The sequence below is a fragment of the Betaproteobacteria bacterium genome, from assembly GCA_016194905.1.
Taxonomy (GTDB): Bacteria; Pseudomonadota; Gammaproteobacteria; order Burkholderiales; family JACQAP01; genus JACQAP01.
The window spans coordinates 83,940-101,421 of the sequence record JACQAP010000009.1 but is presented as its reverse complement, the minus strand read 5'-3'; the positions used below and the strand labels follow the sequence as shown (position 1 = coordinate 101,421).

13 protein-coding genes are annotated in these 17,482 nt (G+C 59.8%); 9 read left to right on the top strand and 4 right to left on the bottom strand.

What is annotated here, in order from left to right:
• Positions 1-70 precede the first annotated feature (70 nt).
• The 4 genes from HY067_05810 to HY067_05795 all read left to right on the top strand — a co-directional run bounded on the left by HY067_05810 (position 71) and on the right by HY067_05795 (position 8,090).
• Positions 71-3,262: a hypothetical protein gene (locus tag HY067_05810; GenBank protein MBI3527469.1), complete on the top strand. Its 3,192-nt coding sequence runs from the start codon at positions 71-73 to the stop codon at positions 3,260-3,262.
• A gap of 341 nt (positions 3,263-3,603) precedes the next feature.
• A complete protein-coding gene (locus HY067_05805; GenBank protein MBI3527468.1) occupies positions 3,604-3,960 on the top strand; it encodes a hypothetical protein in 357 nt (118 codons plus the stop codon).
• A 182-nt stretch (positions 3,961-4,142) separates the two neighbouring features.
• Positions 4,143-7,322, top strand: a complete 3,180-nt coding sequence (locus tag HY067_05800; GenBank protein ID MBI3527467.1) for a hypothetical protein — start codon at positions 4,143-4,145, stop codon at positions 7,320-7,322.
• A 273-nt stretch (positions 7,323-7,595) separates the two neighbouring features.
• Positions 7,596-8,090, top strand: coding sequence for a hypothetical protein (locus tag HY067_05795; protein MBI3527466.1), 495 nt, complete (start codon positions 7,596-7,598; stop codon positions 8,088-8,090).
• Positions 8,091-8,222: 132 nt separating this feature from the next.
• Here the strand turns inward: HY067_05795 and HY067_05790 are convergent, their stop codons facing one another.
• A complete protein-coding gene (locus tag HY067_05790; GenBank protein ID MBI3527465.1) occupies positions 8,223-8,690 on the bottom strand; it encodes a hypothetical protein in 468 nt (155 codons plus the stop codon).
• Positions 8,691-8,918: 228 nt separating this feature from the next.
• On the opposite strand from HY067_05790, the gene HY067_05785 reads away from it, so the two are divergent.
• Both HY067_05785 and HY067_05780 read left to right on the top strand, forming a co-directional pair.
• Complete coding sequence (locus HY067_05785; protein ID MBI3527464.1) at positions 8,919-10,160, top strand: branched-chain amino acid ABC transporter substrate-binding protein; 1,242 nt, start codon at positions 8,919-8,921, stop codon at positions 10,158-10,160.
• A gap of 190 nt (positions 10,161-10,350) precedes the next feature.
• Positions 10,351-11,589, top strand: coding sequence for a branched-chain amino acid ABC transporter substrate-binding protein (locus tag HY067_05780; protein ID MBI3527463.1), 1,239 nt, complete (start codon positions 10,351-10,353; stop codon positions 11,587-11,589).
• A 186-nt stretch (positions 11,590-11,775) separates the two neighbouring features.
• Here the strand turns inward: HY067_05780 and HY067_05775 are convergent, their stop codons facing one another.
• The gene (locus HY067_05775; protein ID MBI3527462.1) at positions 11,776-12,324 is read right to left on the bottom strand and encodes a nucleotidyltransferase; all 549 of its coding nucleotides are present in this window, start codon (positions 12,322-12,324) and stop codon (positions 11,776-11,778) included.
• Positions 12,305-12,508 (bottom strand): hypothetical protein, encoded by a 204-nt coding sequence (locus tag HY067_05770; protein ID MBI3527461.1) that lies wholly within the window; start codon positions 12,506-12,508, stop codon positions 12,305-12,307. The genes HY067_05775 and HY067_05770 overlap by 20 nt, the downstream gene beginning before the upstream one ends.
• 109 nt (positions 12,509-12,617) lie before the next feature.
• Between HY067_05770 and HY067_05765 the strand changes: the two genes are divergently transcribed.
• The 3 genes from HY067_05765 (at position 12,618) to HY067_05755 (ending at position 16,677) form a co-directional block, all read left to right on the top strand.
• Positions 12,618-15,773, top strand: coding sequence for a hypothetical protein (locus tag HY067_05765; GenBank protein MBI3527460.1), 3,156 nt, complete (start codon positions 12,618-12,620; stop codon positions 15,771-15,773).
• Positions 15,774-15,965: 192 nt separating this feature from the next.
• On the top strand, positions 15,966-16,448 hold the full coding sequence (locus HY067_05760) for a hypothetical protein (protein ID MBI3527459.1): 483 nt from the start codon (positions 15,966-15,968) through the stop codon (positions 16,446-16,448).
• 31 nt (positions 16,449-16,479) lie between these two features.
• Complete coding sequence (locus tag HY067_05755) at positions 16,480-16,677, top strand: hypothetical protein (protein MBI3527458.1); 198 nt, start codon at positions 16,480-16,482, stop codon at positions 16,675-16,677.
• Positions 16,678-16,694: 17 nt separating this feature from the next.
• Here the strand turns inward: HY067_05755 and HY067_05750 are convergent, their stop codons facing one another.
• On the bottom strand, positions 16,695-17,432 hold the full coding sequence (locus tag HY067_05750; GenBank protein MBI3527457.1) for a sulfite exporter TauE/SafE family protein: 738 nt from the start codon (positions 17,430-17,432) through the stop codon (positions 16,695-16,697).
• Positions 17,433-17,482 lie beyond the last annotated feature (50 nt).

Genomic DNA, 17,482 nt, shown 5'->3' with positions numbered 1-17,482 from the left:
AAGCATAGGGTGTCAAGTGGTGCCGGATGGGCACTGCTTTTGAAGCCGGACTCGACCTTGGGAGGGGACGATGGCGGTAGGTTCGCGCAAAGCCCAGCTTGCAAAACTGAGCCGGCCGCGGCTCTATGACGCGCTGCCAAGAGAGCGTTTGTTCAGCCTTCTCGACGAGGCGAGCGAGCATCCTGCCCTGTGGATCGCGGCACCCCCCGGCGCAGGCAAAACCACATTGGTGGCGGGCTGGCTGAAAAGCCGCGGCAAGTCCGGCATCTGGTATCAGGTCGATGCCGGGGATGCCGACCCGGCGAGCTTCTTCTATTACCTCGGCATCGCGGAGCGTGCCCGGTCCGGCCGGCCGCGCAAGCTGCGGCCGCTGCCCCTGCTGACTCCCGAACACCTGGCCGATGTTCCCGGTTTTGCCCGGCGTTACTTCCGGGAGCTGTTCAGTCGTCTGTCAGCGCCGGCGGTTCTGGTGCTGGACAATTTCCAAGAGGCAGGCAGCGAAGCCGTCTTCCATGAAGTCGTCCGGATTGCGATCGAGAATGCCCCGCACGGCATCCCGGTTGTCATCGTGAGCCGAGTCGTGCCCGACGGAGAATTCGCCCTCCTGAGCGCGAACCGGACGTTGGCACTGATCGAATGGGAACCGTTGAAACTCACGCGCGAGGAAACAAGGCAGATCGTGCATCAACATGCGCCAATGGATGATCGGCTGCTCGATGAATTGCATGAGCGCTCCGGCGGCTGGGCGGCAGGTCTGATCCTGCTGGCGGAGCGTCTGCAGCGCGGCGCAAGCATCGAAGATCTGTCCGCGCCGGATTCCCTGCAGGAAGTGTTCGGCTATTTCGCCGGGCAGTTGTTCGACCGCGCTGACGCGGAAACCCGCCGCATGCTCCTGCTGTTGAGTTACCCGCCCAACATTCCGGAATCCATGGCTGAAGCGCTGACCGGAAATGTCTCTGCGGCCCGGTTGCTTGAACAACTCTATCGCCGTCATTTGTTCACTGACCGGCGCCGGAGCGCAGAACCGGTCTATCAGTTCCACGCGCTGTTCCGTGCCTTCCTGAGGCATCGTGCGCGCCAGGAGCTGAGTCCGTCTCAGCAAGGCGCAATTGCCCGCCTGGCGGCACAACAACTGGAGCAGGTGGGAGAGGTTGAAGCCGCCATGGCGCTTCATGTCGAAGCGCGGGACTGGGCTGGGGCGCAGGCGCTTGTGCTGCACGAGGCCATGCGCTTTATCTCGCAAGGGCGCTGGAGAATGGTCGTGGATTGGGTCGGCGAACTGCCCGAGGAACTGGTGGCGAAGAACTGCTGGCTGCTGCACTGGCTGGGCACCGCGTGGATCGGGGTTGATCCGCCGCGTGCCCGCTCAATTCTGGAACGAGCCTGCCAACAGTCGATCAGAGAAGATGATCTGCTGTGCCAGGTACAGACGGCGGCCGGCATGGTCGAAGCCTATTTTCTCGAGTACGCGGTGTTCACACCGTTGGATCGTTGGATTCCCGTTCTGGAAAGGATGTTCGAGCCGCAAATGCGCTCGATGGAGCCGAATGCGGAGTTGCGCGCGCAATCGGCCATGCTGATCGCGCTTGTTTACCGGATGCCGGACCACAAGCGGATTGACCAGTGCGTGGTTCGAGTCGATGAATTGCTTCGGACCGGCGCGGACGTCAATCTTCGCGTAACGGCGGCGACTTATCTTACCTTGTATGGAAGCTTTACCGGACATCTGCAGGTTAGCCGACGAGCCGCTGTGCTGCTTACGCCGTTGCTCGCAGATCCTGCCGTCACCGTCTTCCGGAGGATCTTCGCCTGGGCAGTCATCAACTGGTATGCCTGCAACGCCAGCGATGTTTCGCTCGGTGAGCAGGCCGTGGCAAGAAACCTGTCGATCGCCAGCGATGAAGGGATGCATATTGCGGAGCGCTTCGCGTGCATCCTCGGTTTCTACTTCGACATGGACCAGCGACGCATCGAGTCGGGCCGACGCCGCATCGAGCGCTTCGAAGAGATCATGATCCCTGCGCAACCCTATGAGGTTGCGTCCCTGGTGAACATGAAGTCCTGGTTTGGCGTGTACACGGGTGACCCAGCGTCGCCGCTGAGCCATGGCGCGCGGGCCTACGAACTGTATGTCGAAGCCGGATCGATTCCTCATATTTTCATGGCGCTGACCGGCCTGATCTGGGGAACCGTCGAGTCGGGTGATCATGTCGCGGGCCGGAGATGGATCGAAGAGCATCGCCGCTCGTCCGATCGCGTAAACATGGAATGGGCACGTTTTGCGCCCGATGCGGCCGAGGCAATCATGGCACTGAGGCAAGGCGATTTGCCGGTGCTGGACGACAGATTGAACAGGATTTTCGCGCACGAACGCCACGGCATGGACCAGTATGGGCACATGCTGGCCTGGTGCTGGGGATGGGCCGCGATGCTGGCGGCCGCTGCCATGGAACGCGGGATTCATGTTCAAAGAGCGCTTGCCTTCATCCGAGAATTCGGCCTTGAGGCGCCTGAGCCGTATCTGGAGGTCTGGCCGTGGCCGGTGAAAATCCGCAGCCTCGGACAATTTTCCGTCGAACTCGATGGAGAGCCGCTGGTGTTTGCCGCCAAGACGCCGAAAAAACTGCTTTCGTTGCTCAAGGCCATCATATCTTTCGGCGGCAAGGAAGTTACCGAGCGGAAACTTGCCGATGCCCTCTGGCCGGACGAGGACGGCGACACCGCGCACCAATCCTTTACCACCGCATTGCATCGGCTTCGCAGATTGCTCGGGAAGAATGATCTCATCACGGAACGTGAAGGCCGCATCTCTCTCGATCCGGGTCGCGTATGGGTCGATTCATTGGCGTTCGAATCGGAAAGCGCAGGCACGCGCGCACCCGGACCGATACACGCCCAGACGATGCGGGCAATTAAACTCTACCGCGGATCCTTCCTCCCCGACGATGACGACGCGCATTGGGCTTTCTCCACCCGGGACAAATTGCGCGCGCGTTATCTCGAACTAGTCAGTTCGGCCGCTCGCCGGTTCGAGCAGGAGGGGCGCCACGAAGAGGCGCTCGATCTATACATTCGGGGCATTGAGGCTGACGAACTCGCGGAGACCTTCCATCAGGGCCTGATGCGCTGCCACCATCAGGTGGGTCGCACGCCGGAGGCGCTCGAAGCCTATCGCCGGATGCGCGAACTGCTTACCCGGGTCCACGGCGTCCAGCCATCTCCGGCGACCGAGGAGCTGTTCCGGAAACTTTCCAGCCGCTGATCGCGTTCATGTAAGCGAAAAGTCACCTCCCCGATTCCATATTGGCCTCGCGTGGCGGCCGCCACGGTCAATCTCCGACGGGGAAATAAGGCTCGTTGGTAGTTTCCACACGGCAATTCTGCAATTAGTTAGCCATCTGTAAGTATGCGTGCAATAGCGTAGCCACCTTCCTGCGCAATAGTTGCGCGGCAAGTGATGACCACGAACACGCACGTTTACAGGCCTCGCGCGGTGCAATTAGGCAATGACTCTCTCCCGAGTAAAGCCCAGCAACAGCCGCGGCGAGGCCTTTCTCACATCACTTCGGCGGCGTGCTTGACGAGGCAGGAAAAATTGCGCCGATGAAAAGCACTCTGGTCGAATTGCTGCTAGTACTGCGGACGCTCACGACGGAGCCCATCCCGGAAGAGTTTCCTGTGGTGCTGATCGTGCCAAGAGAGGCCATGCCCTGCCCTTGCGAGGCGGCGTATGACAAGGGTCAACTGTATATCAGGAACGATATCAACTGGACGGACCCGCGCTGGTTGTCGATCGTGCTGCATGAGCTGGAGCATCACCGGCAGTTCGCGAGGCGCGGCGAGGCGCGCGACTGCGCAGAATGGATGACCCGCGAGCAGGAGGCACTGGCGGTACAGAGGCAGTATCTTGAGGATACGCAATCGGCATGGCGGCCGGTCATGGCCGCTTCCTGCCGTTAGGGCCTCGGGTTCACGGAGAGCAACCGGAATTGCTGGTGCAAACAGTCCACGACCTCTTTCGGCTGCCGCGGTAATCGCCAAACGGATTATTTCGCTCCACGGAAATGATAAAGGCATAGCGTTTTACAAATCTCCCGCGCTATCATCTGCCGCAGATCGATTCGGATTCGGCAGGAGGGGGCGTGTCGAAGAAGCCGCAGCAACTGGCCAAGCTTTCGCGCCCGCGTCTTTATGACGCGGTGCCGCGCGAGCGGCTGTTCAGGCTGCTCGACGAGAAGCGCAAGCATCCTGCGATCTGGGTTGCCGGACCGCCCGGTGCCGGCAAGACCGTGCTCATCGCGAGCTATCTGGAATCCCGCGAACGGGCGGGCGTCTGGTATCACGTCGACCTTGGAGATGCCGACGTGTCGACGTTCTTTTATTACCTCACCGAATCGGCCCAGTCGTTCGCCCGCAAGTCGCAGCCCCTCCCCCTGCTGACTGCCGAGTACCTACCCGACCTCGAAGGCTTTGCCAGACGCTACTTCCGGGATCTCTTCGCGCGCGCGCCGGAGAACAGTTTTTTCGTCTTCGATAACTTTCAGGATGTTCCACAACAAGGGGCGATCCCGCGGGTACTGAGCGCTGCGGTCCCGGAAGTGCCGGAGCATGTCAACCTTGTCTGCATCAGTCGCACCGAACCGCCGCCGGAGTTTTCGCGACATGTCGCCAGCGAGGCCGTCGCTCAAATTGGATGGGAGGATCTGAGGCTTACTCCCGACGAGGCGCATGCGATCGCAAAGGCCCGGGGGGACATCGACCCTCGCGTACTGGAAAAGCTGTATGAGAAGTCCGACGGATGGGCGGCGGGATTGACGCTCACCGTGGAGCGCTTTCGCGGGCGGCTTGCCGGCGATGCCGAGATCGATAGCCTCGCGAAAGATGCCACATTCGATTACTTTGCGACTCAAATCTTCGACGCGGCATCGGTGAGCGACAAAAACACTCTCCTCAGGACTTCGGTCTTCTCCTCATTTTCGGTCGATGCCGCCGTAGCGCTCAGCGGCAACACCCATGCGGAAGTGCTGCTCGACTCGTTGTGCAGGCGGCACCTATTTACTTACAAGCGCGGCGCGAATGAACAGCGGTATCAATATCACGATCTATTCCGGGACTTTCTTGGCAGGCGATTGCAGGACTCGATCTCGGAAACAGAGATTCGCGAACTGCTCGCGTGCGCCGGCTTGATGATGCGCGATAAAGGCGCGCTGGAAGCAGCCTTTCCACTACTAAGAGACGCGAAACTTTGGCTGGATGCAGCGGGCGTGGTTCATTCGCTTGCGCCCCAGTTGCTCGCACAAGGGCGATGGCAGACGTTGCGCGACTGGATACGCGATCTGCCGAACGATCTGGTGCAGCTTAACCCCTGGTTGCTGTACTGGGCCGGCAGCGCCCGCGTTTATGAAGGAGTGCCCGATGCGCGAGGACTGTTTGAACGAGCCTTTGAAGCCTTCAGGACGAACGCGGACGGTGTCGGCCAACTTGTGTCCGCGGCTTGGATTATCCGCACCTACTACCTCGAGTACACAAATTTCCAACCCCTCGACCGGTGGGTGGAAGAGATCGGGTCCATTCTTGCCGAAAGACCGGCCTTTGCCAGCGCCGCAGATGAGATCCACGTGCTGGGTGCGTTGATGATTGCGTTTACCTATCGCCACACTGGGCACCCCCTGATGGGCAGCGTCGTCACTCGGCTCACCGAGCTCTTGCAAGGGGACGGCGACCGGAACCAGATTGTCGCGGCGGCAACCGGTCTCATGATTTACCACACCCTTGCAATGGAGCCATCACGGGCGCGCGCAATCGTGGTACGCATCGGCCCACTCGTCGAACGTCCCGAGGTTACCCCGCTGAACAAGGCGTGGTGGTGGATGTTTGTCGGATATCAGTATCACCGGGCCGGAGATCGCGATCTGACAGTGCAGGCATTGGAGCACTCTGACCGGATTGCGTCTGCGAACGGACTGAGGCAGACGGAGTTCTTTTCACATTGTTTCCGCACTTATTACGCGGTCGCATGGCGGGAATTCTCGGCGGCAAAAGCTTCAGTGGCCGGACTGGAGGGCACTTTCAGCCAGGGGCAGCCCATGAACATGGCGCAATTCCACCTCGCGAGGTGTTTCATAGCCATCAGCACGGGAGATGCCTCTGGGGCCGCGTATCACGCAAAAGTTGCCGTGGAGTCGGCGACCAAACTGGGCGCACCTTTCTTCTACGTCGCGTGGCGGGCTCAATGCGCACCGGCACCGGCTATGGTCGGCGAAATCGAGCTTGCCGAAAAATGGCTGGATGAGGCATGGATTGCTTCGGAGGGCACCTTCATGGAGCGCTATCGACCGTCAATCCTGCAGTGCCGTGCATTCATCTCGAACCTGCGTGGCGACCGCGTTCGCGCACGTCAACAACTGGCCGAATCGATCGTGATGGGAAAGGAGTTCAATGCCTGGCCTTATGCGCGCGGTTGCGTCCCAATGTTCGACTGGATGGTCGCGGAAGCTTTACAGGCGGGTATCGAGGTGCCCTACATACGGGAATACATTCGAAAATTCGAGGTGCCTCCGCGCGAGTCCGACGTACCGGACTGGCCTTGGCCGGTCAAAATTCATACGCTCGGCGAATTCCGGATCGAAGTCGACGGCGAGCCGTTGGTGTTTTCGCGCAAGGCGCCCAAGAAAACGCTTGCTCTGCTCAAGGCAATTGTAGCTTTCGGCGCCACTGCCGTGCCTGAACAAAAGCTGATCGATGCGCTGTGGCCCGACGAGAGCGGAGATGCGGCTCACGAAACGCTTGCGGTGAGCCTGCATCGGCTGCGCAAGCTGCTCGATCATGCCGACGTACTGCAGTTGTCCGAAGGCCTGATATCGCTGGATCCGCGCAAATGCTGGGTCGACACCCGGGCATTTGAACGAATGATCTCCGGCCGCGAGCGCGCGCTTGACGCTGTGCAGGTGCCGGACATGATCGATCCCGTCTGGCGGCTCTATCGTGGCCACTTTCTGTGCGAAGACACCGATGCGTCATGGGCCGTCCCGATGCGCGAGCGCTTGCGCAGCCAGTTCCTGCACTATGTATCGCGAACCGGCCGACAGTACGAGAGCGAAGGCCGACTTGAGGTTGCGGTGCTGCTCTACCAGAAGGGCATCGATTCCGACGACCTTGCCGAGGAGCTCTACCAGGGCCTGATGCGTTGCCACATGCAGCAGGACCGCCGCGCAGAGGCCATGGCGGTATACCGACGTCTGCGTCAGACCCTTTCCGTCACGCTCGGCATTCAACCTTCCCCGCAAAGCGAGCGGCTGTTCAAGTCCATTCAGGGCAACTGACCGTCAAGGCGGAAATCCGTAACCCATCCGTAATCCCTGCCGGGCTAGCCTGACTTTGCGCCGGGGAGGGACCATGGATCCGGGATCTACATTCATCGTTCGCCTTTATCGTCAGGCGCGGCGGCCGCTCGCCGGCGTGGTCGAAGACGTCAGGTCCGGCCGTCGCATACCTTTTGCGAGTGCCGAGGAGTTGTGGCGTGCAGTGTCAGGAGGTTTTCCCCGGAACGCCAAAGGGAAAGTCTCACCATCAAAATCAGAATAAGGAGGAGTCACATGCTTGGCAGAAAATCCGCTTTCGTTGTCGCATTCGCCTTGATCGCAATCAGCGCTTCGCCTGTTTATGCCGATTTGCCCAAGGAAGGCAAGTACGACGTCAATCTTTGCTTCGGCGGGCCTTTGCCTGCCATAGCCCATTCGGACAAGCTGATCGCCGGGGTTCTGGATCTTTACGGACCCATGGTCAGCAATCTGCCCAACGGTGGGCTTTATCACCTGAACGGAATCCGCTGTTCCGGGGTGTGGGCGGTGATCGACGGCGTTTATCAGGAGAACGGCTATTGCGAGACGACCGACCCCGACGGCGACAAGCAGTTCGGCAAGTATGCGAACACGGGTAGCGGCGGGAAGTGGCAGGTCATGAACGGTACCGGCAAGTATTCCGGCATGACCGGTGGCGGCTCGTATGCGGCGGTCGGTCAGTTTGCGACCCAGGGGCCAGGCACCTTGCAGAACTGCAATCGTGCAACCGGGACCTACCGGTTGAAGTAACGGCGTGCCGGAATAAGTTCCAGACGCGCAAACTCATCCATAGGGAGGGAAATAATGAAACAACCCGCCGTCGCCGCTGCGAGATGTATCGCAGCGGCAGCGGTCAGGCCTCGTATCCAAACCTGGCAAACTCTATCGACACTTGCCGCCCCATCTGGAAATCGACATCTTTCCGTCCGCACTGACACCCTGAAACCATCCTGAGTCGGTGCGCCCGGCAAATTTTCCAGTGCCCCCGGTTGTGCGCCATTCGCCCTTTTCCGCGCCAGGTGCCTGCGTCCACTGAATGCTTTGCGTGTCCTTATCCTTGTCGCGACGCGCGCAATAGCCGGAGGCCTGGCCCTTGCCGTCCGGTGTCGCGAGGATCGTTCCGTGGCACTCGCCGGTGGCGAGGTTGTAAACGCTCTTGGGATCGTCGGTGATGAGAATGCTCCACGCACGAATCACGGTCATCGTGTGCCCATTGCCGACGTCGAGCGTATCGGCAACCTGGTTGACGAGAATGTCATAGCCCGAGCATTCGGCTGCGAGTGTCTGTCCGGCAGTGCCGGCAATCAGGAGTGCCGCGGCCGAGCAGGACAACAGTTTCTTTGTTCCCATATTTTCTTCTCCTCACAGGTGTTGGAATTTATTGCGCGCGTCGCCGCACGCGGCGACGGATTGCGGTGTGCAACCTTGGCTACTCTATGACCGGGTTCCTTACAGATGGATTACGAATTGCGAGGCAATCGGGGACCGGGGTGCCATGCGCCACCTTCTTGCCTGCCTCGTCATCTGGATATACTGGGCGCGAGTTGGAGGACACACAAAAATCGACGGGGGGAGATCATGTGTCATGCTTCTGGCAGGCTGGCTCTAGTTTTTCTTTTCGGCATTGCAGCAATTCGCTGCGCTGCAGCGGCCGACACCATCAAGATCGCCCACATCGACCCGCAAAGCGGGCCGTTTGCGCTGCAAGGCAAGGAGGGCGACCGGCACATCCAGGCGGCGATCGACGAGATCAACTCGCGCGGTGGCGTACTTGGGGGAATCAAACTCGAGTTAGTCACTCTGGACAACAAGAGCAGCCCGCAGGAAAGTCTGATCGCCCTCAAGCAGGCTACCGACCAGGGTATCCGTTACATCACCCAGGGCAATGGTTCGCACGTGGCCCATGCCCTGACCGATGGCGTGCTCAAGTACAACCAGCGCAATCCCGGTCAGGAGATTCTTTTCCTCAATCACGCGGCGATCGATCCGGCGCTGACCAACGAGAAATGCAATTACTGGCATTTCCGCTTCGACGCGAACGTGGACATGAAGATCGACGCCCTCACCGGCGTGATCGCGAAGGACAGAAACATCAGGAAGATCTACCTGATCAACCAGGATTACGCCTACGGCCAGTCGGTCAGCCGCGTGGCCAAGGAAATGATCGCAAGGAAGCGGCCGGACATCCAGATCGTCGGCGACGAACTGCATCCGACCGGCAAGGTGAAGGACTTCTCGCCTTACATCGCCAAGATCAAGGCGAGCGGCGCCGATACCGTGCTGTCGGGTAACTGGGGCAGCGACCTTGCGCTTCTGATCAAGTCCGCGGAGGAAGCCGGACTGCCGGCGAATTTTTATACCAACTACGCCTACCTTGTCGGCACACCGAAGTCTTTCGGTCCTGCGGGCGCCGAACGCGTGAAGACCGTCGCGAGCTGGTATCCGAATCTGCCGGGCAATCCGCTGGAAAAGGATTATCTGGAGTACAGAAAGAAATACGGTGAAGACTGGGGATTCCTGCCGATCAAGTACACGATCGACATGTGGACGAAAGCGATCGACAAGGCAGGCTCGGCCGATCCGGTCAAGGTCGCCAAGGCGCTGGAAGACATGCGCTACGACGCCGGCGTCGGCGAAGCGTGGATGCGCGCGGATGATCACCAGATCATGGAGCCGCTGTTCGTGGCGACCTTCGCCAAGGTCGGCAAGCAGGGCGTGAAGTACGATGCGGACGAAACCGGCTTTGGCTGGCACGTCGATACGCGCATAGAAGCGAAAGACAATATTCTGCCGACGACATGCAAGATGGAAAGGCCGTGACGGCGGCGAATGGTGAACGGTAAACAGCGAACGGTAAAGGTGTGAAATGCGCCCACAGGGTTCCCAAGGGATTCCGAAGGATTCCCAGGGGATACCGGTCTTCGACCATAACTCCTAGCTAAAAGGGTACTCCGGGCTTCGCCAGGGTATTCGCACGGGTATTCGACCATAAATGCGTGAAGGGACAAGCATGATCCGGATATTCTGCAGGGCAGCGTTCGTGCTGGCCTCGGTGTTAGGCGGCATGTCGATGGCAGCCGCCGAGAACATCAGGATAGCGGTGATCGATCCGTTCAGCGGCCCGGCGGCGCTTCAGGGGGAGATGGGAAGCCGTCACATCCAGATGGCGGTGGATGATATCAACGCGCGCGGCGGTGTTCTGGGTGGAACCAAACTGGAACTGGTGCTGCTCGACAACAAGTCCAGCCCCCAGGAAAGTCTGGTGGTCCTCAAGCAGGCGATCGATCAGAACATCCGCCTGATTACCCAGGGCGTCGGTTCGCATGTCGCGCACGCCATGACCGACGCGGTACTCAAGTACAACCAGCGCAATCCCGGGCGCGAGATCCTGTACCTGAACAATGGCGCGACCGATACCGTGCTCACCGAAGAGAAATGCAATTTCTGGCACTTCCGCTTCGAGGCCAACCTGGACATGAAAATCGACGCTTTGACGGGCGTCCTGTCCACGCAGAAGACCGCGAAGAAGCTCTACATGATCAACCCCGACTATGCCTACGGACATTCCTTCAAGCGGGTGGCGAGGGAAATGCTCGCAAAGAAACGTCCCGACATCGAGATCGTGGGAGACGAGCTGATTCCGCTGGGCAAAGTCAAGGATTTCGCGCCCTATGTCGCCAAGATAAAATCGAGCGGAGCGGATACGGTGCTGACCGGCAACTGGGGCAGCGACCTTGCGCTGCTGATCAAATCAGCCGAAGACTCCGGGCTGAAAGCGACCTTCTATACCAACTACGGCTTTCTTGTCGGTACACCGCGCGCCTTTGGCGCTGCCGGCGCCAACCGCGTCAAGACGGTGGCAGCCTGGAACGCGAACATTGCAGGCCACCCCCTGGAACGCTACTCCCTGGACTACAAGAAGCGCTTCAGGGAGGACTGGGGATTCATGCCTTACAAGTACTTCGTCGAGATGCTCGCCCGCGCGATCGACAAGGCCGGCTCCGCGGATCCGATCCAAATCGCAAAGGCACTGGAAGACCTGCGCTACGACGGCGGCGTGGGAGAGGTGTGGATGCGAGGCGATGATCACCAGGTGATCATGCCGCTCTATGTTTCGAGTTTCGTCAAAGCCGGCACCGCTGATGTGAAGTACGACGCCGACGATACTGGATATGGGTGGAAATCCGATGTCCGCATAGAAGCGAAGGACAACATCCTGCCCACGACCTGCAAGATGGAACGGCCGTAAGGGCGGTGCCCCGCAAGGGGATTCCCACAAGGGGATACCGGTCTGCGACCATAACCGGTCTAAAAGGGTACTAGAAGAGTACTCCGACGTGCTACGCACGTAGGGTATTCGCACGGGTATTCGACCATAAATGGCGAAAGGTGAACAGTGAACGGTAAGAACAACTTCGTCACTTCAACGGAGCCGTCAACCGGGGTCGAGTTCCTTTAGCTGCCGTGCAAGAGGGCGATCCAGAAGTTTGTCGAACTCGACAAGCCATTTCGCCACATAGGCTCGATCGTATATCCGGTTCTTCAGGAGGATGGTCCGGACGTCTTCCATGTCCCGCGGCCGGCCGGCAATGAGTTTGTGGATGATCAGGTCTTCGAGGCTCGCAAACGCGACTTGACCTCTTCCGACAGTCACGCGTCGCACTCGTGCCAGCGCTTCCACCTCGTAGGGCGAGCGCGAGAAAATAAAATCAATCGGAATGCCCGTAGTCACATCCTCGCACGGAAGAACCATCGTATCCCGGACGAATTCAGCGGGGTGCTCGACGCGGACGTTCAGCCCCAGTTCTCGCGCCACTACCAGCATTGCGTCGGTCCGATTCGCATCCACGCCAACAGTCACGTCAATGTCCCTGGTCAGGCGCGGCTCGCCGTAAACCAGGACGGCCTGCCCGCCGATGACCATATAGGGAATCTTGTGCCGGTCGAGACTGCCGGCGAGACGTTCAAGCAGGCGCTCGAACATTCAGCGCCCCGGCCAGGCGGATCTTGAATTCCAGGTCTTCGGGGAACCGCAACAGGGCTGTGGGATTGAGCCGCCGGGCGTGCCGGTACAGGGCCTCGAACATTCGCTGGTTACGCGGAAAATCCACGGCCCCCCGCATCTGCGCTGCTTCCCACTTTTGCCATCGCTCAACGTTTCGGATCATGGACTCTGCCTCGGTTGTTCGCACCATTGTACCCACCCGAAGCGATCATGCGGCTGGATCTGATTTACGGGCATAGAATGGCATCGTCATCTCGCTTCGGGAGCAAGGGATGCCGAAGAAGCCACCACAGCTTGCCAAACTGACTCGTCCGCGCCTTTACAAGGCAGTGGCGCGCGAGCGGTTGTTTGTGCTGCTCAACGAAGCCCGCGAGCATAAATCCGCGATCTGCGTGGTCGGCCCGCCAGGAGCAGGCAAGACCACGCTGGTAGCCAGTTGGCTCGATGCTCGTGTTATCAAGGGCATTTGGTACCAGGTCGATCCCGGCGATGCAGACCTCCCCACCTTCTTCTACTACCTCGGGGAAGCGGCGAAACCTTTTGGCCGCAAAGGGCAGCGGCCACTGCCGTTGCTCACACCCGAATATCTTCAGGACGCCGAGGGGTTCTCACGCAGGTTTTTCCGCGAATTGTTTGGCCGGCTGCCGGAAGGTGCGGCAGTGGTTCTGGACAACTATCAGGAAGTTGGGCCGGAGCAGAAGTTCCACCAACTGATCGCGCAAGCGGTGGAAGAGGTGTCGCCGGGCATCATGCTGATCGCCGTCAGTCGGCGCGATCCGCCGGACTGCTACGCGCGGCTAATTGCCAACGAGAACGTCGCGTTTGTCGATTGGGAGGATCTGAAGCTCACCTTTGAGGAGGCACGCGCTGTCGGTGCCGGGCGGATCCAGCTTAGCGACTCTCAGATCGCCGAACTTCATGAGAAAAGCGGGGGCTGGACAGCCGGACTCGTTCTGCTGCTTGCGCGATGGCGTCGCGGCGGCGATCTCCCAAGTACTACCGTGTCTGATTCTCTGCGCGAAGTGTTCAACTATTTTGCCGGCCAGCTTTTCGATCAGATGCACCCGCAAAGTCAGGACGAGCTTTTGCGCCTCAGTTATCTGCCAGGAATGACTGCAAGAACGGCGGAGGATCTCACCGGGACCACGACGGCTTCGCTACTACTGGAAGATCTGCACCGGCGTCATCTGTTCACGGATCGGCGTTCAACCGAACAGCGCGTATATCAGTTTCATGCACTCTTTCAGGCATTCCTCCAGCATCGGGCACAACTGACATTCAGTCCAGACCAGGATGCCGACATTACCCGACGGTCAGCGCAGATCCTCGACGCGAACGACCACTCCGAGGAGGCGTTTCCGCTTTACCTTCGCTGCGGCGATGTACCCGCCGCGATCGCGGTCATTCTTCGCCAGGCCTCGAGACTTATCGCGCAAGGTCGCTGGCGGGTCGTCGTGGAATGGATTGATGCTCTTCCGAAGGAAGTGGTCGAGAACCATTGCTGGTTGCTGCATTGGTATGGCACTGCGAAGACGCCGGTCGATGCTAGGGGGGCGAGGGTAGCGCTGGAGGCGAGCCATGAAGCGGCGACTCGTCAGGCCGACTTCATGTGTCAAGTCCAGGCCGCAGCGGGAGTGATTCAGACCTACATATTCGAATACACCAATTTCCGTGCGATGGATCAGTGGATCGGGGCGCTGAAGGTGCTATTGGAACAAGTGACGGTCTTCGAGAATGCCGAAGCGGAACTGCGCGCACGTTCTGCCCTCCTCATTGCGTTGTCGTACTGCAAACCCGATGATCCCGCACTGGATGCCTGCACCGATCGAGTCTTCGATCTGGTACAAATCGGCGGCAGCATCAACCTGCGAACCTTGGCGGCGGCGTACCTCGTTGCCTACGGCACCCGCACAGGACCACTCGAAATCGCACGCAAAGCGGCGCCTTTGCTCGAGCAGCTCCTCGGACATCCAGAAGTCACGCCAATGAGTGCAGGTTTGGGTTGGTTCATGATTTCCCTCTTCGAACTGGTGGCGGGCGACGAAAAGAAAAGCCGTGCGGCGGTCTCGGAAGCCGAGCGCATCGGCCGGGACGACGGCCTGCCAGCAGTATCGCGCTTTGCGGCGATTGTTGGCGCTCATGTCGAGTTCGGTGTGGGAAATGCAGAGGCCGCACGTCGCTGGTCGAATCGTCTCAATGAAACGGAGATGTCAGGCCGTCCTTACAACGAGGCCATCGCGGAATCGATCAAAGCGTGGGTTGCCGCGTTCGACGGTGACCCGGCGGGGGCATATGTGTCGGCCAAGCGCGCGGTGAATAGTTTCGACGAGGCGGGTACGCATTTCCTGCGTTGCGTGTCGCGTATTCAGCTCGCATTGAGCTTGACGGTGCTGCGAGACTTTGCCGACGCGCGACGCTGGATATCGGAGGCAAGGAATCTTGCTGACACGTCACGCTCGCTTTGGCTCAAGGCTGAGGTTCATTTTTCCGAAGCATTCCTGGGACTCGAAGAAGGCAATCGCACATCTGTGCCTGAACATTTGCGGCGCGGCTTCGAGTTGCAGCGCATCTCCGGCTGTGACTGGCCCTTGCGATTCATAAGATTGTGGGCGCCAAGATTGTGTGCGGAGGCTCTGGAGTTGGGGCTCGAGCCAGGCTACGTCAATGTGCTGATACGCCGCCTTTCGCTGCCGGCGCCCTCCAATCAAGCAGACCAATGGCCTTGGCGGGTCCGAATTTACACGCTTGGCCACTTCAAGATTCTTTTGGAGGACAAGGTGCTGTCCTTTTCTCACAAGGTACCCAGAAAACCGATTACCCTCCTTAAGGCCATCATAGCCTTCGGAGGAGTGGATGTTCCGGAAACGAAGCTCATGGACGCGCTTTGGCCGGACGAGGAAGGTGCTGCTGCTCGGGAAGCCTGCAAGATTGCGCTGCATCGCTTGCGCAAGCTGCTCCGCAATCCGAATACGGTGCAGGTGGAGAATGGTCGGGTCAGCGTGAATCCCCACGAGGTCTGGATCGACGCGAACGCGTTCGAGCAGGCCGCCGATGCGGGAGTGGACTCCAGTCGGATCGAGAGGCTCTATCAAGGACAGTTTCTGCCCGAGGAGCGCGAGTCGTCCTGGGCGTTGTCCCCTCGTGAGCGGCTGCGTGGCAAGTTCATCCGTCATGCGGAACGAGAAGGGGTTAGGCTCGAACGAGCGGGAGACTTGGACGCCGCGGCCTCGTTGTACCAACGCGGGATTGACGCCGATGATCTGGCCGAGGAATTCTACCAGGGCCTCATACGCTGCCACATCGAGCGCGGCCGCCATGCCGATGCCATGACCGTATACCGTCGCCTGCGCCAGATTCTCTCCGTAACGCTTGGCATTACTCCCTCCCGCGAAAGCGAGGCCCTGTTCCGCTCCGTGCAGCAGGTGTAGCGGCGGCGGGCAGATTGCAAGACCGTAACCGGATCTCGATTCGGTAACTTATCCGTACCCTGTATCGCCGCAACCTCTCCAGCGGCCGAGAACAGAAGGGTATTTCGGAAAGCCCCCGGTTTCCGCCATGGGCGCCGGAGGAAAGCCCCGGCTGCGATCGTTCAACCGTCAATGAAACAGGAGAGGGAAATCATGAACCGCAAACTAGCATCGCTTATTGGAGTATCGCTTTGCATCATCGGCGCAAGCGCCGTCGGCGCCGATCTGGCGAAGGAAGGCAAGTACGATCAGAACGAATGCTTCGTGGGAGCGCACCACATGATCATGCATTCAAAAGATGCCATGGGTGGGTCCTACACCGTCAATGGCGTAAGTCCCGTCGCAAGCGGGCTCTTTCACAACACGACATCCGTATGCAACGGTACCTGGACTCTGGTCAACGGCGAGTACAACGAGATGGGGTCCTGCGAATACACGGATCCGGCGGGCGACAAGATATTCGGCCTGTTCAACCGCAAAAATCAGGAGAGCGGTAGCTTTCGCGCTGTCGGCGGTACCGGCAAGTACAACGGCATCGCGGTCGCCAGCAACTGGATGCCCGTCACCGACGCGCCGCCGCCCGCGGGTCAGATCGCGGTGTGTACTCGCGAATGGGGAAGCTGGAAATTGCGTTAGTCCCAGTTCATCCGTTCCACGAGGCCTTCCCGTGCGCGAATTGCGAAGCTTCGTCGTTCGGGTGCTCGGTCCCGCAAAAAAAGGCACGCGGGTGAACGGGGTGGTGGAGGTCGTCGAATCCGGCGTCCGCCGCCCGTTTACCAGCGCGGCGGAACTGTGGGCAATCGTGGCCGGCGGCAAGGCACCCGTTCGGATAACTAAGAAAGGGAAAGTACGGCTCCCGGTGTAGCCGGAGAGGCTCGGAGTTTAGATCGCCCTCAATAACAGCGAAAGCCCGCTGACTACCAGAAGAACGCTGATGAAACCGCCGACCTGCTCGCGAGTGAGTTTCGCGTGCAGGCGGTGGCCGATGGCGAGGCCGACTGGCATCGACGGCAGCAACAACAGGAACGCCCACCAGACTTCGGACTGCAACAACAGGCCGGAGAGTAGATAGACCGTCAGTCGCAGCCCGGTGCTGAAAGAGAACACCGCCGAAAGCGTGGCGCGCATTTTCGCCGGGTCATGGATGCGCGCTGCCATGTAAGTCGCGTAAATCGGCCCGCCCACGCCGAACAATCCACCGATCAGCCCGCCGACGAGGCCGGTAGGTATCCCCCACCAGCGCGACACCGGTTTGTTCGAAGGCCTGATCAACAGACGGTAGACGCCGTAACCCGTAACGAAGCCGCCGAGCATCAGGAGTGCCGCGTGCTTCGGCAACGTGGCCAGCAGCGTCACGCCGGACAGGATGCCGGCGATGACCGCCGGGATAACCAGTTTCAATTCGGCCACTTCGACATGCTCGCGGAACCTCACGCCATTGGAGACGGTGGCCAGAAAATCCACCATTACGACGAGCGGTACCACGGACTGCAGCGGCAGAAAGTGCACCAGCAGCGGAATGGTGACCAGGGCCGAACCGAACCCGGAAATGCCGAGGATGATGTAGGCAAGCAGCCCGATCAGCGGCACGGCAATCAGGGTTTCTGGCGGAAAGGGCATGGCGGTCTGCGGAACAAGGCGCGAAGTCTAGCACTCCCACACCTTCTATA

What these genes read in the sequence shown, in the direction of transcription:
- HY067_05810 (MBI3527469.1), top strand. Translation starts at nt 71, where the DNA reads ATGGCGGTAGGTTCGCGCAAAGCCCAGCTTGCAAAACTGAGCCGGCCG.
- HY067_05770 (MBI3527461.1), bottom strand. Translation starts at nt 12,508, where the DNA reads ATGATCCGAAACGTTGAGCGATGGCAAAAGTGGGAAGCAGCGCAGATG.
- HY067_05765 (MBI3527460.1), top strand. Translation starts at nt 12,618, where the DNA reads ATGCCGAAGAAGCCACCACAGCTTGCCAAACTGACTCGTCCGCGCCTT.
- HY067_05750 (MBI3527457.1), bottom strand. Translation starts at nt 17,432, where the DNA reads ATGCCCTTTCCGCCAGAAACCCTGATTGCCGTGCCGCTGATCGGGCTG.
- HY067_05780 (MBI3527463.1), top strand. Translation starts at nt 10,351, where the DNA reads ATGATCCGGATATTCTGCAGGGCAGCGTTCGTGCTGGCCTCGGTGTTA.
- HY067_05785 (MBI3527464.1), top strand. Translation starts at nt 8,919, where the DNA reads ATGTGTCATGCTTCTGGCAGGCTGGCTCTAGTTTTTCTTTTCGGCATT.
- HY067_05795 (MBI3527466.1), top strand. Translation starts at nt 7,596, where the DNA reads ATGCTTGGCAGAAAATCCGCTTTCGTTGTCGCATTCGCCTTGATCGCA.
- HY067_05805 (MBI3527468.1), top strand. Translation starts at nt 3,604, where the DNA reads ATGAAAAGCACTCTGGTCGAATTGCTGCTAGTACTGCGGACGCTCACG.
- HY067_05775 (MBI3527462.1), bottom strand. Translation starts at nt 12,324, where the DNA reads ATGTTCGAGCGCCTGCTTGAACGTCTCGCCGGCAGTCTCGACCGGCAC.
- HY067_05790 (MBI3527465.1), bottom strand. Translation starts at nt 8,690, where the DNA reads ATGGGAACAAAGAAACTGTTGTCCTGCTCGGCCGCGGCACTCCTGATT.
- HY067_05760 (MBI3527459.1), top strand. Translation starts at nt 15,966, where the DNA reads ATGAACCGCAAACTAGCATCGCTTATTGGAGTATCGCTTTGCATCATC.